The following is a 22,692-nucleotide window of genomic DNA, read 5'->3' as shown; positions in this document are numbered from 1 at the left end:
CAGCACTGATGTAATGCGTAGGCGGCACGGGTCAAGGCACAGCGGTGATATCGCCCTGTGCCAGACCAGATACTGACAACAGAGGTAGTCTTGTTATGCCTGCACCGATTCGTTATGTACAGGACAGTGCGAATTTTCCCGATTCCGCCGATGTAGTGGTGATTGGCGCCGGTATCGCCGGAGCTGCCGCCACCTGGGAGCTGGCGAAGCAGGGACTGAAGGTCGTGCTAATCGAAAAAGGCCTGGTAGGAGCGGAGCAGTCGAGCCGTAACTGGGGCTGGTGTCGCCAGCAGAACCGTGATGAACGTGAATTGCCGCTGATTATTTATGCGCTGCAACGCTGGGGTGAGCTTAACGATGAAACCGGCGAAGAGCTGGGTTTCCGCCGCAGCGGCCTGGTCTATGCCACGCAGGAAGAGTCGGACATCGCGGCCTGGGATAAGTGGATCCAGATGGCAAAAGGCTATGGCGTGCGCAGTTCGATTCTCACAGCGGAGCAGGCCAAAGCGATGACGCCCGGCAGCACCACAAGCTGGCGGGGCGGTCTCTCAGCGCCTACCGACGGTCACGCCGAACCACGGCTGGCCGCGCCCGGGCTGGTGGCGGGCGCGCTGAAAAAAGGGGCGCTGCTGTTTCAGCAGTGCGCGGTGCGCGGGCTGGATATCGCCGCCGGACGGGTCAGCGGCGTCTGGACCGAGCGCGGCCTGATCAAAACCAGCCGGGTGATCTGTGCCGCCGGGGCCTGGACCTCCATGTTCTGCCGTCGTCACGGTATCGATCTGCCGCTGGGCAACGTGATTGGTACCGCCTTCCGCACGCAGCCCATTGAGCAGGCGATTGCCATGCCACTCTACACACCTGGCTTTGCCTGTCGGCCACAGATGGACGGCAGTTACACCGTCTCCGTCTCGGGTCGCGGGCGTCTGGAACCTGGCGCGCAGGGGCTGCGCTATGCCCGCCAGTTCTATCCGACCTTTAAAAGTCGCCGCAAGAATCTCACCCTGAATCTTGGCCTGTCGCCGTTCTTCAATGGCCCGGAAGCGATGGGTGGCTGGGCATTTGACCGCGAGTCGCCGTTTGAGCGCATGCGCATACTCGATCCGGCAGCCGATGCGACGATCGTGGAAGAGGGGCTGGCGGCGATGCGGCGTGAATATCCGGCGCTGGCGAACCTGCGGCTGGCGCAGTCCTGGGGCGGCATGATTGACAGCACCCCGGACGCGATTCCGGTGATCTCCACCGTGGCGAAATTGCCGGGGCTGGTGCTCTCGGCGGGCTACAGCGCCCACGGCTTCGGTATCGGACCGGGTGCCGGACGACTGGCAGCCGATCTGGCGACCGAAGCCACGCCAGTCGTTGATCCCACCCCTTATCGCTACAGCCGTCTGGTTGACGGCAGCGGACTTGAAACGCCAGGCATGATGTAAGGAGACCTGCAATGAGCCTGAAAATACGCGCAATGACGCCGGACGATATCGACCCCTGTTTCACCTTAACGCAGGCACTGAAATGGCCCCACCGACGTGAAGACTGGGCGCTGGCGCTGCAGCTGGGCGAGGGCACGGTGATTGAAGAGCAGGGCAAGCTGATTGCGAGCGCGGTGCTCTGGCGCTGGGGCGAGCGCGCCGCCACGCTGGGGCTGGTGATCGTCGATAACCAGCAGCAGGGGCGTGGCCTTGGCAAACAGCTGATGCTGGCGCAACTGGAAAAATTACCCGACTGTAATGTGCGTCTGCACGCCACCGAAATGGGCAAAGGTTTGTATGAAAAACTCGGGTTTGTCAGTTGCGGTGAAATTCGCCAGCACCAGACCCGCGCAGTGACCACCCTTCCAGACGTCGTGATCCCGGCGGGACTGCAGCTGCGTCCGGCAACACTGGCCGATCACGCCACACTGGTGACGCTGGATCAGCAGGCGCACGGCATGCATCGTCCGGCACTGTTCGACCACCTGCTGCGCGACTGCCAGACGGTGCTGTTGCAGGATGACCAACAGCAAATTCAGGGCTTCGCCAGCCTGCGCCGCTTTGGTCACGGCTGGGCGATAGGCCCGATCATCGCGGGAGACTTCGCGGTAGCGCAGGCGCTGGTCGCCTCGCTGATGCAGCCGCTGCAGGGGGAATTCCTGCGCATCGACACCGATGCCGCGCTGCCGATGGCCGCCTGGCTACAGAGCCTGGGCATCCCTCAGGTCGATGCGCCTGCGACTATGGTGCGCGGCACGCCCTGGACACCGCAGGGTATGCAGGCGTTTGGACTGATGACGCAGGCGATGGCCTGATGCATATCGTCTATAAATCGGAGCCGGAACGTGGCCGCATCTGGCAGCGCTGGCTGGCAGCGCATGCGCCTGACATTCAGCTGCATATCTGGCCTGAGACCGGCGATCCAGAGCAGGTTGAGGCGCTGGTCGCCTGGCAGCCACCGGCTGACATCACCGTGCTTTTCCCCCGGCTGAAACTGCTGTTCTCCGTGGGTGCCGGGGCCGATCAGTTTGACCTTGGCGCGCTGCCGCCCGACCTGCCGGTGATCAGGATGATCGAGCCAGGCCTGACCCAGGGCATGGTGGAGTATGTCACCTTCGCGGTACTCGGCCTGCATCGCGACATGCCGCGCTATTTTCATCAGCAACGCCAGCAGCAGTGGCTGGCACACGCCGCATTACCTGCCGCGCAGCGTCGGGTAGGCGTCATGGGGCTGGGCGAACTGGGCCAGGCCGCATTGCAACAGCTGGTGGCGCTGGGCTTTGACTGCGCTGGCTGGAGCCGCACACCGCGCCAGATTCCCGGCGTCCGCTGCTGGCACGGTGACGATCAGCTCGGGGCGTTTCTGGCGCACAGCGAGATTCTGGTCTGCCTGCTGCCGCTGACTGACACCACACAGGGTTTGCTTAACCGCACCCTGTTTAATCAGCTACCACAGGGCGCGGCGCTGGTGCAGGCCGGGCGCGGCCCCCAGCTGAATCAGGACGATCTGCTGCAGGCGCTGGAGAGCGGTCAGCTCCGTGCCGCCGTGATAGATGTGACCGACCCGGAGCCGTTACCGCCGGGTCATCCCTTCTGGCACCATCCCGCCATCTGGCTCACACCCCACATCGCCAGCCAGACGCAGAATGAGAGCGCCATTGCGGCACTGCTGGAAAATCTGCGGCGCTATCAGCGTGGCGAGCCGCTGCACGGTGAGATTGACCGTTCGCGAGGATATTAAGATGGAACATCTGGTGGCATTGCGCCGCGACCTGCATGCGCACCCGGAACTGGGCTTTCAGGAGCAGCGCACCAGCGACATCGTGGCGAACTTTCTGCAACAGCTGGGCATTGAGGTGCATCGCGGCATCGGTAAAACCGGCGTGGTCGGGATACTGAAAAAGGGCAGCAGTGAACGCATGATTGGCCTGCGGGCTGATATGGATGCGCTGCCGATGCAGGATCAGAGCGGCACCGACTGGCAAAGCCGCGCGGAGCAGGTGAGCCACGCCTGCGGCCACGACGGTCACACCGTGATGCTGCTGGGAGCGGCAGAAAAACTGGCGCGCGACGTCAGCTTTGATGGCAGCGTCTGCTTTATCTTCCAGCCCGCCGAAGAGGGGCTGGCGGGCGCAAAGGCAATGATTGACGATGGCCTGTTCAGCCGCTTTCCCTGCGAGGCGGTCTACGCCATTCACAACTGGCCGGAACTGCCGCTCGGCCAGGTACAGACCCGCCCTGGCGCGATCATGGCAGCGGCTGACCGTTTTGATATCCGGGTACTGGGCGGAGGCGGTCATGCCGCGCAGCCGCATCTGACGCGCGATACTCTGCTGGCGACCAGCGAGCTGGTGGTGCAGCTGAATACTCTGGTCTCACGCGCGCTGGATCCGTGCGAAACGGCGCTGCTCACCGTCACCCGGATGCAGGGCGGCTTTTCGCACAACATGATCCCGGCGGAGGCGAACATCACCGGCACGGTGCGCACTTTCAGCCCGGCAGCGCAGGCGACGATTGAAGCACGACTGCGTCAGATGGCGGAGCACATCACCGCCGCCCACGGTTTGCACGCAGAGGTCAGCTATCTGCGCTACTACCCGGCGACCCTGAACAGTAATGCTGAAGCGCAGTTTTGCCTGCAGGCGCTGACGCAGGCGGGCATTAAGGCTGAGGCCGCGCCCCAGCCCGCACTTACCTCAGAAGATTTTGCTTTTATGCTGCAGGCGCGGCCCGGTGCCTATCTGTGGCTGGGGTCGGCACCCTGCAAGCCGCTGCATCATGCTGCATACGACTTCAACGATGCGCTGATCCCGCATGGCGTTAACGTTTTTGTCACGCTGATTCGTCAGGCGCTGGCAGAGAAATTTCCCTGCTGAATGCCGCAGGATTTTGACAGGAAATGCCGCTGTCTGGGGAATTACGGCAGCGTGACAAACCAGCGGGTTGCGATACTTGAGCCAACCGAACGTTACGTGGATGAGGGTTTAAAATGCAGAATGTCATGGCAGAGCAGCAAGCATACTCCGATAACAGCCTGTTACTGGATGCACGCGAGCAGAACGTGCCGCGCGGCGTAGTTACCGCCCATCCGCTGGTGATCGAACGCGCCAGAGGCAGTGAAGTGTGGGACGTGGAGGGCAATCGCTATCTCGACTTTGTCGGCGGCATCGGGGTGCTGAATGTCGGCCACAATCACCCGGCGGTGGTCAATGCGGTGACCCGCCAGCTCGGTCTGGTGTCTCATGCCTGCTTTCAGGTGTTGGCCTATCCGGGCTACATCGAGCTGGCGCAGCGGCTGAACAAACTGGTGGGCGGCGATGAGGCGTACAAAAGCGTCTTCTTTACCAGCGGCGCCGAAGCGGTGGAAAATGCGGTGAAGATTGCCCGCTCACACACCCAGCGCTCTGGCATTATCGCTTTTGATGGTGCGTTTCATGGCCGCACCCTGCTGGGTATCACCCTGACCGGCATGTCCGCGCCTTACAAACAGAATTTTGGCCCGTTCCCCGGCGATATTTACCGTCTGCCCTTTCCGAACCCGCTGCACGGCATTACTGAAGCGGACTGCCTGAAATCGCTGGATCAGCTGTTTGCGGTGCAGATCCTGCCGGAGCGGGTCGCGGCGATTATCATTGAGCCGGTTCAGGGTGACGGCGGCTTCCTGCCCGCTGGCCCGGCATTTATGCAGGCGCTGCGTCGCATCACCAGCCAGCACGGTATTCTGCTGATTTGTGATGAAATCCAGTCCGGCTTCGGGCGTACCGGCACGATGTTCGCCTTCCAGCAACTGGGTATTAAACCCGATTTAGTCACGCTGGCGAAAAGCCTGGGCGGCGGTCTGCCGATTTCCGGCGTGGTGGGGCGTGCAGAGATCATGGATGCACCGACGCCTGGCGGGTTAGGCGGTACTTATGGCGGCAACGCACTGGCCTGTGCGGCGGCGCTGGCGGTACTGGATCTGTTTGAGCAGGAAAACCTGTTGCAGCGCTCCTGCCAGCTTGGTGAGCAACTCAATGCACGACTGCGGCAGCTGGCGGATAAATATGCCTGCATCGGTGACGTCCGCGGCGTGGGCTTTATGCAGGCGGTGGAGATCCTCGATTTCGAAACCGGTCGCCCGGATGCGGCCTTAACCCAGAAGATCCTCGACAGCGCCTGTCAGGAGGGATTGCTGCTGATCAAATGCGGCCTGCATCGCAACACCATCCGTTTCCTGGCGCCGCTGGTCACCACCGACTCACAGCTTGAAGAGGCGCTGCATATCTTCGATATTGCGCTGGCCCGCGCCACAGGCCGGTTGGGATAAAGTGCGATTCCTCATTGATATTGTTAAAGTAATTTGAAAATCTCCCGCTGGTATAACCACTGCGAAGCGCTGGCGCGTTTACGGTAAAGCGTGATATACCTTCGGGAGGTTCTGCACATTTAATTAAGCGTCTATCCCATCAGGCTATTTCATTTGTCAGTCTGAACCTGGTCAGTGCTTACAATCCTCACGTACGCCATGTACGCGCCGGTTGTTCCGCGCTGTCCGTCTCCAGACTGCCTGCAACAATGACGCCTGGCGGGACAGACTCTGACAATGAGGGGGGTGCTATGAACGGCTTAATGAAACTCGACCGCATCGACATCAACATCCTGGTGCAACTCCAGAAAGATGGCCGTATCAGCAACGTTAACCTCGCCGACGCCGTAGGCCTTTCGCCCAGTCCCTGTCTGCAACGGGTCAAACGTCTGGAACAGGCCGGTTTTATCACCGGTTATGAAGCGCACATTAATCTCACCCGCATTACCGATTCGGTGACGGTCTTTACCGAAGTCACCCTGTCAGGCCATCGCCGCGAAGACTTTATGAAATTTGAAAGTGCGATGCGCGACGTCGATGAGCTGATGGAGTGCCATCTGATTACCGGCGGCTATGACTATTTGCTGCGCTTTATTACCCGCAGCATTGAACATTACCAGGAAGTGATTGAGAAGATGCTCGACGCTCAGATCGGCATCGATAAGTACTTCAGCTATATCGTGATCAAATCCCCGATCATGAAAAGCAGCGTGCCGTTGCGATCGCTGATCGGCAAGCACAATTCGGTGGAGTTCGGCGTGTAGCGGGCGGCCAGGCGTCGCCCTCGCCATGTTTACCGGTGGAGAGAGGGCCGTCACCTGCCTTGTTTCTGCTTACTCTTTCCTGATTCACCCCAGCCGCACTTTTGTTCGCCCATCCGCTTCACTTCTCCCGTTAATGTGCCAGATGCCCCCTCAGCATAAAATTTCTTCATGACGCAAAATTCAGTCGCAACAGCCGGTTCTATAGCGCGCTACAGCCTCAACCGTTGGGCGAACCCTTTTACACTGTTTTCAACCGATACAAGGAGTTGTCATGGACTCATTACAGATTGCTGACCAGCAGTGGCAGCGCGAGGCGTTCACTGTCTCCACCAGCCGCCAGCGGCTCGACCTGGCGTGGATCCACATCCAGCTGGCGGAGAAGTCCTACTGGGCCAAAGGCCAGCCGCTGGCCAAAACCGTGCGGGCGATTGCCGGTTCACTGCCATTTGGCCTCTATCACCAGCAGAGACAGATTGGCTTTGCCCGCCTGATCACCGACTACACCCGGTTTGGCTGGCTGTGTGACGTAATGATTGATGAAAACTGGCGCGGTCACGGGCTGGGCAGCTGGCTGGCAACCTGCGTCCGTGAACACCCGGAGCTGCAAACGGTGCATCGCTGGATGCTCTCAACCCAGGATGCCCATCAGGTCTATCAACGGCTCGGCTGGCGTGTGGTGCAGCATCCCGAGGCGCTGATGGAATTTCCCCCTTCCTGACACTGGAGTTACCCCGATATGCGATACCGCGTTGGCGTGGATATTGGTGGATCCTTTACCGATTTCGCCGTGCTCGATCAGCAAACGAACCAGATTCACACCCTGAAAGTCCTGTCGCGACCGGATCAGCCAGGCAGCGAAATCGTTACCGGGCTGGCGCAGTTTCAGCAGCATCAGGGTATTGACCCCGCTGAGATTGGCTACTTCACCCACGGCACCACGGTAGGCATTAATGCGGTGATCCAGCGGCGTGGCGTGCGGCTGGCACTGTTCGCCACGGAGGGCTTCTGCGATGTCCTGGAGCTGGCCCGGCTTAAAATCCCGCATATTCACGATCTTTTCTCCCGGCGTCCTGCTCCGCTGATCACCCGCGATCGGGTGTTTGCCATCCGTGAACGCAGTGACGCGCACGGCAACGTGCTGCAAGCGCCTGATCGTCAAAGCGTGCTCGACGCAATCGCTCAGGCACGCGCGGCAGGTTGTCAGGGCATTGTGGTGTCGCTGCTGCACAGCTATCGCAACCGGCACAATGAAGCGGCGGTGAAGGCGATTATCGACGAGGTGGCACCCGAGCTGCTGACCTCCTGTTCCGCTGACATCTGGCCGATCATCCGTGAATATGAACGCACCATTACCGCCACCATTAATGCCTACGTGCAGCCGATGGTGATCCACTACCTGGAATCCTTTGAGCAGGCGCTGCAACGGCTCGGCGTCAGGCCGCCGCCGCGCATCACCAAATCCAACGGCGGGGTGATGGGCGTCGATCAGGCGAAACGCGAATGCGTGCAGATGGTGCTCTCCGGCACCGCATCCGGGGTGATTGGTGCCAGCTATCTCGCCAGCGCCTGTGGTTTTGACAAAATCCTCAGCCTGGATATCGGTGGCACCAGCGCCGACGTGGCGGTGATCATCGACGGCAAAGTGGCGCAGGGCAACGGCGAAATCATCGGGGATTTCCCGATCTTTATTCCTTCTGTCGCCGTCACTTCGGTGGGGCAGGGCGGCGGCTCGCTGGCGTGGATCGATGGTCAGGGCGTGCTGCAGATGGGCCCGGACAGTGCCGGATCGCTGCCTGGCCCGGTCTGCTTCCGGCGCGGCGGCACGCAACCCACTGCCACCGATGCGTTCGCCGCCTGCGGCATGATGGGCCATGGCGCGCTGGGTTATAACGCCGTCACTGTTGATGTGGACGCCGCCTGTGCGGCCTGGCAGCCGCTGGCGGATGCGCTTGGCGTCACCGTGCAGGAAACGGCAGAAACCGCCATCCAGCTGGCGATCTCCAGCATGTACAGCGACACCAGCGGGCTGCTGTCGCGCTTTGGTCTCGATCCGCGTGAATTCTGGTTCCTCGCCTTTGGCGGAGCGGGTCCGATGATGGGCTGCTTTCTGGCCCGCGAACTGAATATGAAAGGGGTGATTGTGCCGCCGACGCCGGGCGTGCTGTCCGCGCTGGGCGGGCTGGTAGCAGATATCCGCAACGATTTTATCCGCACGCTCTACGGCGATCTGACACCCGCCCTGGCCGACACCCTGGCCAGTGAAGCCGAAGCATTACAGCAGCGCGCCTGTGGCTGGCTGGCCCAGGAGCACGGCAGCGATATGCCTTACAGCCTGCAGTTCAGCGCGGATATGCGCTATCGCGGTCAGTCGTTTGAGATCGATGTACCGCTGGAGACGAACTGGCTGGCGCAGGCGGATTTCACTGCGCTGCATGACGCCTTTGATCGCCAGCACCAGCAGCTGTTTGGTCACTGTGACCCGCAGGCGCCGGTGCAGTTGATCAACCTGCGGCTGGTGATTGCATCACCGACGCCGAAACCGGTGATTAACCCACTGGCTCCGGCCACGGAACAGGTGCCGGTACTGAAACAGACCAGGGCGTGGATCGACGGCGGCTGGCATCAGGTTGATTTAGTGCTGCGTTCGGTGCTGCGTGCCGGCCATCAGCTCAGTGGCCCGGTCATCATCGCCCAGGATGACTGCACCACCTGCGTGCCGCCCGGCATGGGCGTCACGGTCGATTCATTCGGTAATCTGCTGATCACGGCGAACGAGGCATAACATGGCGATTGATGGACGTAACTTACAGATCCTGGCGAACTACTGCGCCGCCGCTGCCGATGCGATGGCCTTTACGCTGATGCGCACAGCGCACTCCACCTTTGTTAAAGAGACGGAAGATTTCTCCTGCCAGATTGTCAGCCGCAGCGGCCTGGCGTTTGCCTCGCCGCGCAGCTTCGGCGCCCCCTGGTACAGCGGCATCGACTATGCGCCGGTGCTGGCACTGATTGAAGAGTACGCTGACGGCGACATCTGCATTACCAACGACGCTTACGCCGGCAACGTGGCGACCCACTCGCCCGATATCCATATCTGGAAACCGGTGTTCCACCAGGGTGAAATTGTCTGCTTCGTGGTGGGCCACATTCATAACACCGACGTCGGCGGCGCGGTGCCTGCCTCGCTGTCGCGCTCGCTGACCGATATCGTGCAGGAGGGGATTCGCATCCCGCCGCTGAAGATCATGCGGCAGGGTCAGCTCAACGAAGAGGTCGCCAGCATCATGCGGCTCAATGTGCGGGTGCCGGATCAGAACTGGGGCGATTTCAAAGCCCAGCTGGCGTCGGTGAACGTCGGCGAGCGTAAAATCCACGACATTATTGCCCGCTTTGGCATCGCCGATTTTTTGCAGGGCATTGAGGGCATTCTCGATTACGCCGAAGCGCAGGCGCGCAGCATTATCAAAACCATTCCCGACGGGGAATACTTCTATGCCGACTACGCCGATGAAGATGGCGAGGGCGGTTATCCCTGCCGTATCGCCATTACTCTGCGGGTGCAGGGCGATCAGCTGGAGCTGGACTACACTGGCAGCGATCCGCAGCTGGCCTCGTCGCTGAATATGCCGACTGGCGGACGTGAGCGACATCCGCTGGCGCTGGTGGGTGTTACCTATGTGCTCTCTACGCTGGACCGCTCACTGCTGCTTAACGCCGGTACGCTGCGACCCACCCGGGCAATCCTGCCGCCTGGCACGGTAATGAACTGTGAAGCGCCCGCAGCGGTAGGGATGCGCTCGCTGACCTGTGCACTGTCGCAGATTGCCACTATCGGCGTCTTCTCGCTGGCGATGCCGGAGCGTTTGCCCGCGAATTCACCGGGCGGCAACTCAATCATGAACATCCGTACCCAGACGCAGAATCGCAGCGTGGTCGCCTCGCTGGGTCCGGTGGGCGGCGGCGCGGGTGGCACGCCGCGTCACGACGGGCCTGACGGCTCCGGCGGTCTTTCAGCCTTTCTGAAAAATACCCCGATTGAGATCAACGAAGCGGAAGTACCGATCCGCTTTCATCGCTACGGACTGGCTCAGGACAGCGCCGGAGCCGGTCGCTATCGCGGCGGTTTAGCCACCGAAATGGCGTTTGAGATTTTCTCGCCCAATACCACCATTACCGCGCGCAACCGTAACCGATCGGTGTTTGCCTCGGCGGGCGTAGTCGGCGGCCAGAGTGGGGCGCTCTCTTACTTCCGTACCCGGCGTGACGGTGAGGTCATCAATCACGGTAACACTGATGTGATCCACTGCCTGCCGGGTGACGTGGTCGAAGTGCGCGGACCCGGCGCGGGCGGTTATGGCCTGCCAACACAGCGCGATGCCGACGCGGTGATGCAGGATGTGCGCTGCGGTTATCTCAGCGTCGCGGCAGCCAGGACGCAGTATGGCGTGGTAGTGGTTGATCACCACGTGGATCGGGCAGCAACGGAGCACCTGCGCGCCACGATGCCGCAGCAGGCTGCGCACCATTTTGAGCACGGCGAAGCACGGAGTCGCTTCGAAATGCTCTGGACGCCACAGCGTTATCAGTTACTGACCGCCTTTCTGGCAAGCGCGCCGGTGAGCTGGCGTCACTTCCTGAAAACCCAGGTATTCCGGGCGGTGGCAGAGATAGGCGAAACGGCGGATATGGCACAAATATTCAGTGATTTGCGTCAGCGATACCCGGCAATGGCGAACAATTAACGGCGATTGCCCATCGTCTACTACGCTTTAAGTCTGCATGGACTACAAGGGGAAACGCGACGATGAGCATGAAAACCAGTGATTTTTTTGTCCAGCGCCTGAAAGAGTGGGGCGTCACACGCATCTATGGCTATCCGGGAGATGGCATCAACGGGGTGCTGGGCGCCATTCAGCGTGCTAACGCCAAAGGCGACGGCATCGAATTTATTCAGGTACGTCACGAAGAGATGGCGGCCTTTATGGCGGCCGGACACGCCAAATTCACCGGTGAGCTGGGCGTCTGCCTCTCTACCGGCGGGCCGGGCGCGACCCATCTGCTGACCGGACTCTATGACGCCAAAATGGATCATGCCCCGGTGCTGGCGATTGCCGGACAGGCGGAAGCGACCGCGCGCGGCTCCAGTTATCAGCAGGAGATGAACCTGGATCGCATCTTCTCGGACGTTGCCAACTTCGTTCAGGAAGCCTCGACTTCGACCCAGGTGCGCCATCTGCTCGACCGGGGCGTGCGCATCGCCAAAGCGCAAAACGGCGTGGCGGTGATCATCATCCCTAAAGATATTCAGGATGAAGAGTGGCAGCCGCCGCAGCATCTGCACGGTTTTACCCATTCCGGCAGCGGCTATCAGCGTCCTAAAGTGATCCCTTATGAAGCGGATCTGCAACGCGCCGCTGAAGTGCTTAACGCCGGCAAAAAAGTGGCGATTCTGATTGGCGCAGGCGCACGTAACGCCGCCGTCGAGGTGGTACAGGTCGCCAATGTGCTGGGTGCGGGCGTGGCAAAAGCGCTGCTGGGCAAAGATGTGCTGCCGGACGATGCGCCGTTTGTGACCGGTTCGATTGGCCTGCTGGGCACGAAGCCCTCATCCGATTTAATGCAGAACTGCGACACCCTGCTGATGATCGGCAGCGGCTTCCCGTGGACAGAATTCCTGCCGGAAGAGGGCAAGGCGCGTGCGGTGCAGATCGACATCGATCCCGCCATGCTCGGCCTGCGCTATCCCAGCGAAGTGAACCTGCATGGCGATGCGGCTGAAACCCTGCGCGCCCTGCTGCCGCTGCTGGAGCACAAAGAGGATCGCAGCTGGCAGGAAGATATTGCGCTTCAGGTGCGCGACTGGTGGACGCTGATGGAAGAGCGCGCCATGGCACCGGCTAATCCGGTCAACCCGCAGCGGGTGGTGTGGGAGATGTCGCCACAACTGCCGGATAACGCCATTGTCACCTCGGACTCCGGTTCCTGTGCCAACTGGTTCGCCCGCGACTATCGGGTTAAGCAGGGTCAGCGCGCCTCGCTCTCCGGCGGTCTGGCCTGTATGGGCGCAGCGGTGCCTTATGCGATTGCCGCAAAATTTGCCCATCCCGATAAACCGGTAGTGGCGCTGGTGGGTGACGGTGCGATGCAGATGAACAATATGGCGGAGCTGATCACGATTCAGAAATACTGGCAGCAGTGGGCCGATCCGCGCCTGATCGTCTGCGTGTTCAACAACCAGGATCTCAATCAGGTTACCTGGGAGCAGCGGGTCATGGAGGGCAATCCCCGCTTTGACGCCTCGCAGCAACTGCCGGACGTGAAGTATGCCGAGTTTGCGCAGTCGCTGGGGATGGTCGGTATTTTTGTCGATAATCCTGACGATCTGGCGGCGGCCTGGCAGCGTGCGCTCAGCGCCGATCGCCCGGTATTGCTGGAGGTGAAAACCGATCCGGAAGTTGCTCCGTTACCGCCGCACATCACCTTTAAACAGGCGAAAGCTTTTATGGCGTCGATGGTGAAAGGCGATCGCGGTGCGGCACAGATCATCAGCGACACCGCCAGCCAGCTGTTCAATAAAAAGCATTAAGGGCTAAGTGAGGCGGTCGCGCCTCGCTAACCTTAAATCCCGGATGCACTCGCGTCCGGGTCTCCAGTCACTTCATCATCATCAACGGGAGTCTTACCATGACTGCTCACTCCAGCCCTGTCTGGTTAATATCGGGATGTTCGACCGGATTTGGTCGTGAACTGGCGCAGCAGACCATCGCGCGTGGTTTTAAGGTCGTCGTGACAGCACGTGATACCTCTTCCATTGCCGATCTGGTTGAGGGACACGACAACGCGCTGGCAGTAGCGCTGGATGTGACCCACCAGGCGAGCATCGACCAGGCCGTCAAAGCGGCACTGGACAGGTTCGGCACCATTGATGTGCTGGTAAACAACGCCGGTTACGGCTATCAGAGCTCGGTGGAAGAGGGTGTGGAAAGCGAAATCCGCGCGCAGTTTGATGCCAACGTCTTTGGCCTGTTTGCCCTGACCCGCGCCGTGCTGCCCGCGATGAGAAAGGCGCGCAGCGGCCACGTCATCAACATTACCTCGGTGGCAGGCTTAATTGGTTTTGCCAGCTCAGGCTACTACTCTGCCAGCAAACATGCGGTGGAAGGTTGGTCAGATTCGCTGGCGCTGGAAGCGGGACCGCTGGGCATTCGCGTCACCTGTGTTGAGCCAGGTCCGTTCCGCACCGACTGGGCGGGACGCTCCCTGCATCAGACACCGAGCACGCTGCCAGACTATGCAGAGACTGCAGCCGCACGGATGAAAGCCACCGCCGAATACAGCGGCACGCAGAAGGGCGATCCGGCGCGGGCCGCCACGGCGATGATTGCCATCACTGAGCATGATAACCCGCCACGCCATCTGGTAATGGGCGCCTGGGGCCATGATGCCGTAACCAGCAAGCTCAAAGAGCGGCTGGCTGAGATCGAAGCGTGGAAACAGACGTCGGTGGAGACGGATTTTCCGGAGTAGAGGTGAGTTGCGGGTGGCGGAAAGCCGTCTGCGAGTGAGCCAGAAGCTGATAAAAAAACGAAAGGCCCGCTATCGGGCCTTTAAGCGTTAAGCGCTGATCTTAGCTTTCTGCATTTCGCGCGCATTCAGCTCTTTCAACTTGCGGCGTAACAGGGCAGACGACGAGCGTTTTTTCCTCTGAGCTAACTGGGCTTTAATGGCGGGCAGATCGGGTCTGGCCAGCCATTCAGCAATCAATAGTGCCCTTAACTCCTTATACCTGGTTTCGACCGGAGCCAAAGGGGTTGTTTCATCGTGTTTATTGTAAAACGACATAGCAAGCTCTCCCTGTAGTCACTACTTTATAAGCCCGGAAACAGTCCGGGATTAAAGGTTGCGGCGCTTTCTTTGGCAACCCTGTCCGGCGATTGTAGCGTAGTTCATTTTTTAACCCAAGCAAAGCATCGTAGATCTCCTCAAGGGGGGTCGGGCGATTGCGGTCAACGATCTCTCCTGATGCAGCCTGGAAAACAAAACCGCCTATAAAGAAGCTTTCATGGTGTGCCATTAACGCCAGGAGTACGCTTTTGAAAACGACAGCACTGCCTAATCCTGCAAAGCTGATATGGCGGAAATCGCCCAGGCATTCCAGACCATCGAACACGTCAAAACAGACTTCAGCCAGCCCGTTAACCGGAAAGGCGATACCGGGTGGCATCCGGTATCCGATGCGGTTAAAGGTCTGTTCATCTATCCGGTCGCCAACGATGACGGTGTAAGTCTCATTACCGACAACAAACACGTAGCTGTGATAAACCTGACGATCATAAATGAATCTTTTACGTCTGATTTCGTAGTTTTCGAGATAAATATCTTCTTCAATGCGCACTTATCATCCCTGCAGGCTGCATGTGAATCTTTAAGCCGTGATTTTTTAGTGCCTGCTCAGACCGGTCAAACATCCATGGTAAAAATGTGGTTATTCATTCCAGCATATCGGCCGCTGTTGCTGATAACCGACATCGTTTTGTAAACCAGCCCGCAAACCATTCAGCTATTACGCCCCCTTATCGCGCAGCCCTGCGCCATCATCGTGCTGGAAAAATAAACAGCCGCCTTCACCTGGCATCATAAGAATTCGATCTTGTATCCCAGCCCGTATTCCATCTGGCATCCCCGTTTCAGACCGGATGATTCACCGCTAACTGGCACGCTTCATGCACTAGCTGACAGGTACACTTTTGGCGAGGTAACCCATGTTTGACTCCTTATTAGACGAAGATGCCACCACGATGGCCGCTCTGATTCGCAGCGGGGACGTGTCGGCTTATGAGCTGACCGGGGCGGCGCTGGCACGGATGGAACAGCGGGAACCGGCGATACAGGCTTTTTGTACCCCGACGCCTGAACTGGCAATGGCACAGGCCAGAGCCGTGGATGCCCGACGGGCACGCGGTGAAACACTGGGCGCGCTGGCAGGCGTACCGCTGGCGGTGAAAGATTTAATCTGCACCGCAAACGTCAGAACCACCTCCGGTTCGGCGGCGTACAAAGATTTCGTGCCGGAAGATGATGACATCACGGTGGAACGGTTGCTGGCCGCCGACGCCATTCTGCTTGGCAAAACCACCGCACCGGAGTTTGGTTACAGCGGGGTCGGGCACAATCCGCTGTTTCCGTCGCCACGGAATCCCTGGGATTTGAGCATGACGCCAGGAGGGTCCAGCGCCGGTTCGGGTGCGGCGGTGGCGGCGCGGCTTTGCCCGATTGCTCTGGGCAGCGACGGCGGCGGGTCGGTACGCATTCCGGCGGCGCACTGCGGTATTTTCGGCTTCAAGGCGTCGATGGGCCGGGTGCCGCTCTGGCCCGGCTGTCGTGATGAGCGCTACCCCGGCGTGTCGAGCTGGGAGTCACTGGAGCACATCGGTCCGATGACGCGCAGCGTGCGCGATGCCGCGCTGATGATGTCACTGATGGCCGGACCAGATATGCGCGATCGCCACTCGATTCCCTGCAGCGATGTCGACTGGCTGGGTGCGCCACACCATCTGCCAGGCAAACTGCGCATCGCCTTCAGCGCGGATTTTGGCTATGTGGCCGTTTACCCGGAAGTGCGGGCAGTGGTCAGCGCGGCGGTGCAGCGTTTTGCCGCTGAAATCGGTGCTGAACTGGAACTGGCCGATCCGGGCTTCCCTGATCCGTCGGCGGCCTTTGGCGCGCTGGTGGCGATGGAGAGCGATCTCACCGGCATGCGCCGGATGATGGCGAAGCAGGGCAGCGAGATGTCGCCGCACCTGGTCGCCATGCTGCAGCGCGACTGGCGGGCGGAAAACTTCACCGATGCCATCACCACCCGCAAAGCGGTCAGCAACAGCCTGTGGCGCTTTATGCAGCGCTTTGACCTGCTGATTACCCCGACGCTGGCGGTGCCGCCGTTTCCGCTGGGGATGCAGGGACCGGAGATCATTGATGGCCGCATGGTCCGCAGCGATCACTGGCTCTCGTTCTGCTATCCGTTCAACTTCACCGGTCAGCCCGCCGCGTCCGTTCCCGCCGGTTTTACTGCCAGCGGCTTGCCCGTCGGTCTGCAGATTGTCGGACGTCATCTTGATGATGCCTTAGTGCTGGCTGCCAGTGCCGCTTTCGAGCGCATTCAGCCGTGGAATCACCTTCAACCCGGAATCGCCCAATGAAAACGTCTACTACGCCTGCGCTGGAGCAGGAGTTTGAACATGAGCCGGTACCGCTGTCGCACCGTCATTCTACCCGCTCCGTCTCGGCCGTCTGGTTTGGATTTCCGATGATCCTCACCAATGCGCTGTTTGGCGGCATCATCACCTGGCATCTGGGGTTCTGGCCTGCGCTGATCGCCATTCTGCTGGGAAACCTGGTGCTGTTCGCCTATGTCGGCGCGCTGAGCTGGTACGCCGGTAACAGCGGAATGAATTTCGCCCTGCAGGCCAGACGCACTTTTGGCAGCAAAGGCTACATCCTGGTCTCGGGTTTTCTCTCGACGGTGGTGATCGGCTGGTATGCCTTCCAGACCGGCCTTACCGGCACGGTCATTAATCAGACCTTTGGCTGGAATGCGCTGGCGGTGACGGCCTTTGCCATGATCCTCTATACCGGCATCACGTTCCTGGGCGTGCGGGCGCTGTCGGTGCTGGGGATGATCGCCGCGCCGCTGTTTGTGGTGCTGGGAATGGTGGCGCTGTGGCTGATTAGCAAACAGCACGACTTCTCCGTGGTGACGCAGTGGAAGGGCAGCGCCAGCGTAGCCGGTGCAATGAGTATGGGCACCGCCGTCACCATGGTGGTGGCCGGTTTTGCTGACTCCGGCACCATGACCGCTGACTTTACCCGCTGGTCGAAGAATGGCCGTTCGGCGGTGATCGCCGCGTTCTCTGCCTTCCCGGTCGCCAATGTTATCTCCTATCTGTTTGGTGTAGTGATTGTGGCCGTGGGCGCCGCGGTTGATCCGCTGACCAATGGCGGTAACTTCCTGCCGATGCTGATGGGGCACAGCGCCTTTTTGTCGGTAGTGGCCTGCCTGTTTGTCTTTATCAATCTCGGATCGGTCTGCACACACTGCCTCTATAACGGGGCGGTGGGCTTCAGTCATCTGTTCAGCAGTAAAATGCGGCTCTGGACGCTGATCCTGGGTGCCATTGGCGGCGTGCTGGCGCTGGCGGGCGTCTGGTCTTACTTCCTGGAGTGGCTCAGCCTGCTCGGCATTGTGGTGCCGCCGTTTGGTGCGGTGATGATCGTGGATTTAATTTTTATGGCGCGCATCAGCGAACAGCGTCCGGCGCAGCGTTTTCGTGGTACTGCGTTTGCCGCCTGGGCGATTGGCAGCCTGTGTGCGGTGATCGCCCACGTCGCTTTCCCTCAATTTGGTGAAGCGGTTATTGGTCTGGTGACCGCCGCCATCAGCTACAGCGTGATCAGCAAAATGCGCATGCCGCGCCCGGTAATGGAGAACAGCAATGTCCGACTATAGCGTTAATTCAACCCCCTACGCCTGGCCGTTTGACGGCACTTTTACACCGGCTGACACCGCGCTGATCGTGATTGATATGCAGACCGACTTCTGCGGCGTGGGCGGCTATGTCGACAGCATGGGCTATGACGTGAGTCTGACCCGCGCGCCCATCGCACCGTTGCAGCAGGTGCTGGCGGCGATGCGTGCCCGGCAGTTTCCGGTTATTCATACCCGCGAAGGGCACCGGCCCGATCTCAGTGATTTGCCCGCCAACAAACGCTGGCGCTCGCGACGGATGAACGCCGGGATCGGGGATGAGGGACCGTGCGGCCGTATTCTGGTGCGCGGTGAACCGGGCTGGGAGATTATCCCGGAGCTGGCACCGCTGCCGGGTGAGGTGGTGATTGATAAGCCGGGTAAGGGATCGTTTTATGCCACCGATCTGGAGCTGATATTGCGCAGTCGCGGCATCCGTAATCTGATCCTCACCGGCATTACCACCGACGTCTGCGTCCACACCACGCTGCGCGAAGCCAACGATCGCGGCTTTGAGTGCCTGGTGCTGTCTGATTGCTGTGCTGCGACCGAGCAGCATCATCATGAGGCGGCGCTGAGCATGATCCATATGCAGGGCGGCATCTTTGGCGCGGTCGCCCATTCTGCCGCGCTGCTGGATAGCCTGGGGGTTTAATTTCCCGCAACAACGGGTGAAGGGTGATGTTGATCTTCTGATCTCAGATGCATCACGCAGCCGGAAAGCCTGAGCACAGAGCTGCGCTCAGGCTTTCCACATCAGTATCACTCATGCTGCGCATTGTCTGGCGCAATCGTTTTCATCAGCGCCGCGAGCTGATCGGCGGGCACTGCCTGACTGAACAGATAGCCCTGCAACTGATTACAGCCTGCATCTGCCAGCGCAGACATCTGTCCTGGCGTCTCGACGCCTTCTGCTGTCACCATCAGACCCATGGCATGACCCAGTTTCACCACCGATTCAACAATCGCCACTGAATTTTCCGCCACGCCCAGCGACTGGGTGAATGAGCGATCGATTTTGATTTTATCCACCGGAAAGTTGCTGAGATAGTTCAGGCTGGAGTAACCGGTGCCAAAGTCATCCAGCGCAATCCGGAAGCCCGCGTCACGCAGCTCCACAATAATGGCGCGTGCTTCACGTTCATCTTCGATTAACACCCCTTCGGTGATCTCCAGTTCCAGGCGCTTCGGATCGCCGCCGTTCTGGCTGACAATCGCCATCACCCGCTCAACAAAGCCGGTAGAGCGGAACTGCACCGGCGAGACGTTGACCGCCACCAGCAGCTCGGGAAAACGTTGCTGAGTGACGCAGGCTTCAGCCAGCACCCATTCGCCCAGCGGAATAATCAGGCCGGTCTCTTCGGCAATCGCGATAAATTCACCGGGCGCAATCAGGCCGCGGGCTGGATGGTGCCAGCGCAGCAGCGCTTCGATGCCCACCATCTGCTGACCGCCAATATCCATCAGCGGCTGATACCACACCTCCAGCCCCTGATGGGTATGCAGCGCCGTACGCAGGTCGGCAGCGATGGTCTGTCGGGTCCGCACCGACTCATCCATCGCCCGTTCAAACTGACGATACGTGCCGCGCCCGCCGCTTTTGGCCTCATACAGCGCAATATCCGCTTTGCGCATCAGTTCCAGCCGATCAACCCCATCTTTGGGTGCCAGCGCCAGTCCAATACTGGCGCCACTCCAGACATCGCTGCCAAACAGCGTAAAAGGCTCACTCAGTTCATCCATAATGCGCTGCGCCAGGCTATGCACCTGGCCGATATTATCGACATCTGGCATCACCACGATAAATTCATCACCGCCGATGCGTCCTACCGTATCGCTGGCCCGCACGATACGGCTCAGGCGCTGTGCGACCGCGATGATCAGTTCATCTCCGGCATGATGACCGTGAGTGTCGTTGATGGTTTTAAAGCGGTCGAGGTCGATGAGCAGCAGCGCCACCCGCTGATCGTGGCGCGTCGCCAGAGCCAGCGCCTGGGTTAAGCGGTCTTCGACCAGTGCGCGGTTCGGCAGGCCGGTCAGCACATCATGAAACGCCAGATGCTGTGCCTGAGCCTCCGACGCGCCGAGCCTGAGCATGGATTGCGAGAGGTTCACCGAGGAGTTCCAGAGTCGCCGCACCATATAAAGGCAGAGCAGGGATATCGCCAGTACCGCCAGCCCGGTAGATGGCCCGATGGTGCGCAGCATCTGCGCACCGGGACGGGAGGGGATCCAGTTCAGATAGCCAACCGCTTCACCCGCCTGGGCGATCAGCAGATAGCGCGCGCCGGTTCCCGGCTGTGGCGTGCCGTCGGAGAAGTGCAGTCCCTGCAGCTGATTGCGTTCCGCCAGACCCGCCAGATAGCCGTCATCAAGAAATTTCAGGCTCACCAGCCGGAAACGCGGCAGGGCATTATCATCCCGCTGGATGTTACCCACTGCCAGCGCGGCGGCACGGTTTGTCACACGGGCATAATCCGCGTTATCGTGGCGCGCCGGATCGTTGACCAGCGGGCTTTGCAGCACCTCACCAATCAGCGGGTCATCTTCAGGGGCAGAGACCGGCTGGCCTTCGCGCCAGACTCTGACGATCTGATTTTGCTGGTCCAGCACCAGAATCAGCTGATGGCCGAACATCTCATACAGCCACAGCCCAATGTTCTCATCCAGCCACCTGCTGCTGTTGCCCTCTGCCAGATGCTGCTCAAAGGGTCCCCAGCGCGACAGGCTATGCAGCTGGCGCAGATGCTCATTCAGACTCTGTGAAAAAGAGGCTTCAATCATCCGTTGCTGCTGATGGCGGGCCTCCGTATTGGTGAGTGAGGTACCAACAAAGAGCGCAGCGCCTGCACCTACAAACGTCAGCAATAAGATAGCGACCAGCGGCACCAGGACTTCACGCAGGAAACTGCGACGAAAATCAGAGGAAAGTTTAAGGGTGTTAATCATATTGTTGTTTTTCTCAGCAGCAGGGGAACAGCTTAAAAATTAGCAGATTGCACAAAAACGTCCACGCAAAGCGTTACGCTTAGTGATTCTGGCAACGTTTTTGTTGCCGGATGGCCAGGGCAGCCTAAATAATGGAGAGTGAAAAAGTGGCCGTGTTGTATCAGATATTTTAATGGGGTTAGCTGGCTGGACGGTGACATGAGGGCCAACATTCGGCCTCTGTATCAGTAGCCATAAGGCTGGCGCGCGACAGCCTCTCTGGACGCATCACCGTGCATTTCCTGTTAACTTCGCCGCTATGGTTCATACTCATGTGCGCTGATTGTGTTACGAACGGATAGCCGTGAAGACAACGGTTACTGAGTTTGTCACTTATCTGACAGCCTGAGGTTGTCAGCTTACTATAAGGGAAAATAATGCCATTGTTATTCGGTGAGTTATCTGGTTTCCCGTCATGGGTGCCTGTTGTATTACTCGTCTCGCTCTCTTTTGTGCTGGGATTTCTGGCCCGCCTTATCCTGCTCCGGTTCATCCGCTACTGGCAGATTCGTGACAGAAAACTGTTTAAATCCCTTGAGAAGCATCTTAGCGGCTCGATGTTCTTTTTTATTCCGTTATTAATGATTAATGTCGGCGTTAATTACATCGATTTCCAACCGGAATCTCTCTCTTTAATCACCAATATCATCAATGTCTTTATTATTATGTCATTTTGCTCGGTCTTAATCCGGCTGACCAATGTGGCGCAGGATATGCTTTATATCCGCTATGACATTAATATTTCCAATAACCTTCGTGCGCGTAAAATTCGCACGCAGATTATCTATGTCAAAAAAGTGGTTATTGTCATCCTGGTTCTGTTCTGTGTTTCGCTGATTCTGCTCAGCTTCCCTGGCGTCCGGAAATTCGGCACCACCATTCTGGCCGGTGCGGGTGTCGCCGGCATCATTATTGGTTTTGCGCTGCAGAAGTCGCTGGTCAATCTGTTCGCCGGTATTCAGATTGCCTTTACCCAGCCTATTAAAATTGATGATGCGGTAGTGGTAGAAAAAGAGTGGGGCTGGATTGAGGAGATCAACCTGACCTATGTGGTGGTGCGCATCTGGGATTTGCGTCGGCTGGTGTTGCCGATCACCTACTTTACCGAAAACCCGTTTCAGAACTGGACGCGCAATAACGCCCAGATCTTAGGCTCGGTGTTCCTTTACGTGGATTACTCCATGCCGCTGGAGCCGCTGCGCAAGCATTTTGAAAAGGTGCTGAGCGAAACCAAGCTTTGGGATCAGGAAACCTCTGTGCTACAGGTGACCGACACCACCGAGAAAACCATGACCATCAGGATGCTGATGACCGCGCAGAACTCCCCGATCGCCTTTGATTTACGCTGTTACGTGCGTGAAAAGATGATTGAGTTTATTCAGCAGAATTACCCGGAAAGCCTGCCGCAGGTGAGAGCGTCACTGACGGATACCGGGCGTGAGAAGGTGGGAATAGGGACGGCAGAATAGGGGCAAGCTGGGAGCGGCAGTTTGAGAGGGTGTGTGCATCCTGATGGCTGTCGCTCCGTTGTTCTTTCAGGGCAGGCGATGGTGTGTTTGTCCGCATGGTGTCTGAAGCGGACATAATTGTTTTGGCCATCTTCTG

The 22,692-nt window shown here is 59.2% G+C and carries 18 protein-coding genes; 15 read left to right on the top strand and 3 right to left on the bottom strand.

Going from position 1 to position 22,692, the window contains the following annotated elements:
* The first annotated feature begins 95 nt into the window (after positions 1-95).
* The 11 genes from ACK13D_RS13180 to ACK13D_RS13130 all read left to right on the top strand — a co-directional run bounded on the left by ACK13D_RS13180 (position 96) and on the right by ACK13D_RS13130 (position 14,102).
* A complete protein-coding gene (locus tag ACK13D_RS13180) occupies positions 96-1,427 on the top strand; it encodes an NAD(P)/FAD-dependent oxidoreductase (RefSeq protein ID WP_010247869.1) in 1,332 nt (443 codons plus the stop codon).
* A gap of 11 nt (positions 1,428-1,438) precedes the next feature.
* Positions 1,439-2,281: a GNAT family N-acetyltransferase gene (locus ACK13D_RS13175; RefSeq protein WP_022624961.1), complete on the top strand. Its 843-nt coding sequence runs from the start codon at positions 1,439-1,441 to the stop codon at positions 2,279-2,281.
* Positions 2,281-3,207, top strand: a complete 927-nt coding sequence (locus tag ACK13D_RS13170) for a 2-hydroxyacid dehydrogenase (protein WP_418796575.1) — start codon at positions 2,281-2,283, stop codon at positions 3,205-3,207. Before ACK13D_RS13175 ends, ACK13D_RS13170 begins: the two co-directional genes overlap by 1 nt.
* Position 3,208: 1 nt before the next feature.
* Positions 3,209-4,342, top strand: a complete 1,134-nt coding sequence (locus tag ACK13D_RS13165; protein WP_033767683.1) for a M20 aminoacylase family protein — start codon at positions 3,209-3,211, stop codon at positions 4,340-4,342.
* 113 nt (positions 4,343-4,455) lie between these two features.
* Positions 4,456-5,772: a 4-aminobutyrate--2-oxoglutarate transaminase gene (gabT, locus tag ACK13D_RS13160; RefSeq protein WP_418796573.1), complete on the top strand. Its 1,317-nt coding sequence runs from the start codon at positions 4,456-4,458 to the stop codon at positions 5,770-5,772.
* A gap of 290 nt (positions 5,773-6,062) precedes the next feature.
* On the top strand, positions 6,063-6,575 hold the full coding sequence (locus ACK13D_RS13155; RefSeq protein ID WP_010247853.1) for an Lrp/AsnC family transcriptional regulator: 513 nt from the start codon (positions 6,063-6,065) through the stop codon (positions 6,573-6,575).
* A 271-nt stretch (positions 6,576-6,846) separates the two neighbouring features.
* Positions 6,847-7,293, top strand: coding sequence for a GNAT family N-acetyltransferase (locus ACK13D_RS13150; protein ID WP_033772121.1), 447 nt, complete (start codon positions 6,847-6,849; stop codon positions 7,291-7,293).
* 18 nt (positions 7,294-7,311) lie between these two features.
* Positions 7,312-9,357 (top strand): hydantoinase/oxoprolinase family protein, encoded by a 2,046-nt coding sequence (locus ACK13D_RS13145; protein WP_418796571.1) that lies wholly within the window; start codon positions 7,312-7,314, stop codon positions 9,355-9,357.
* Position 9,358: 1 nt separating this feature from the next.
* The gene (locus ACK13D_RS13140) at positions 9,359-11,317 is read left to right on the top strand and encodes a hydantoinase B/oxoprolinase family protein (protein WP_122458193.1); all 1,959 of its coding nucleotides are present in this window, start codon (positions 9,359-9,361) and stop codon (positions 11,315-11,317) included.
* Positions 11,318-11,379: 62 nt separating this feature from the next.
* Entirely contained in the window at positions 11,380-13,161 is a 1,782-nt protein-coding gene (locus tag ACK13D_RS13135) for a thiamine pyrophosphate-requiring protein (RefSeq protein ID WP_033767679.1), read from the top strand.
* Between the two features lie 98 nt (positions 13,162-13,259).
* The gene (locus ACK13D_RS13130) at positions 13,260-14,102 is read left to right on the top strand and encodes an oxidoreductase (RefSeq protein WP_157352489.1); all 843 of its coding nucleotides are present in this window, start codon (positions 13,260-13,262) and stop codon (positions 14,100-14,102) included.
* A gap of 87 nt (positions 14,103-14,189) precedes the next feature.
* Here ACK13D_RS13130 and ACK13D_RS13125 read toward each other — a convergent pair whose 3' ends face one another.
* Positions 14,190-14,417: a hypothetical protein gene (locus ACK13D_RS13125; protein WP_029519618.1), complete on the bottom strand. Its 228-nt coding sequence runs from the start codon at positions 14,415-14,417 to the stop codon at positions 14,190-14,192.
* Complete coding sequence (locus ACK13D_RS13120; protein ID WP_033772110.1) at positions 14,401-14,970, bottom strand: hypothetical protein; 570 nt, start codon at positions 14,968-14,970, stop codon at positions 14,401-14,403. The genes ACK13D_RS13125 and ACK13D_RS13120 overlap by 17 nt, the downstream gene beginning before the upstream one ends.
* A gap of 367 nt (positions 14,971-15,337) precedes the next feature.
* Here ACK13D_RS13120 and ACK13D_RS13115 point away from each other — a divergent pair, with 367 nt between their 5' ends.
* The 3 genes from ACK13D_RS13115 to biuH are packed head-to-tail and all read left to right on the top strand — an operon-like array spanning position 15,338 to position 18,754.
* Positions 15,338-16,774 carry an amidase gene (locus ACK13D_RS13115; RefSeq protein WP_418796568.1) on the top strand — a complete coding sequence of 479 codons (1,437 nt, stop codon included), beginning with the start codon at positions 15,338-15,340 and terminating at the stop codon, positions 16,772-16,774.
* Positions 16,771-18,081: a purine-cytosine permease family protein gene (locus ACK13D_RS13110; RefSeq protein WP_163640116.1), complete on the top strand. Its 1,311-nt coding sequence runs from the start codon at positions 16,771-16,773 to the stop codon at positions 18,079-18,081. The genes ACK13D_RS13115 and ACK13D_RS13110 overlap by 4 nt, the downstream gene beginning before the upstream one ends.
* Complete coding sequence (biuH, locus tag ACK13D_RS13105; protein WP_033772104.1) at positions 18,068-18,754, top strand: biuret amidohydrolase; 687 nt, start codon at positions 18,068-18,070, stop codon at positions 18,752-18,754. Before ACK13D_RS13110 ends, biuH begins: the two co-directional genes overlap by 14 nt.
* Positions 18,755-18,861: 107 nt before the next feature.
* Here the strand turns inward: biuH and ACK13D_RS13100 are convergent, their stop codons facing one another.
* Positions 18,862-21,048: a putative bifunctional diguanylate cyclase/phosphodiesterase gene (locus ACK13D_RS13100; RefSeq protein WP_418796566.1), complete on the bottom strand. Its 2,187-nt coding sequence runs from the start codon at positions 21,046-21,048 to the stop codon at positions 18,862-18,864.
* 416 nt (positions 21,049-21,464) lie between these two features.
* Here ACK13D_RS13100 and ACK13D_RS13095 point away from each other — a divergent pair, with 416 nt between their 5' ends.
* Positions 21,465-22,556, top strand: coding sequence for a mechanosensitive ion channel family protein (locus tag ACK13D_RS13095; protein WP_033758264.1), 1,092 nt, complete (start codon positions 21,465-21,467; stop codon positions 22,554-22,556).
* Positions 22,557-22,692 lie beyond the last annotated feature (136 nt).

The organism is Pantoea sp. K16 (assembly GCF_048452805.1).
Classification (GTDB): domain Bacteria; phylum Pseudomonadota; class Gammaproteobacteria; order Enterobacterales; family Enterobacteriaceae; genus Pantoea; species Pantoea agglomerans.
This window is presented reverse-complemented; position numbering and strand designations above follow the sequence as displayed.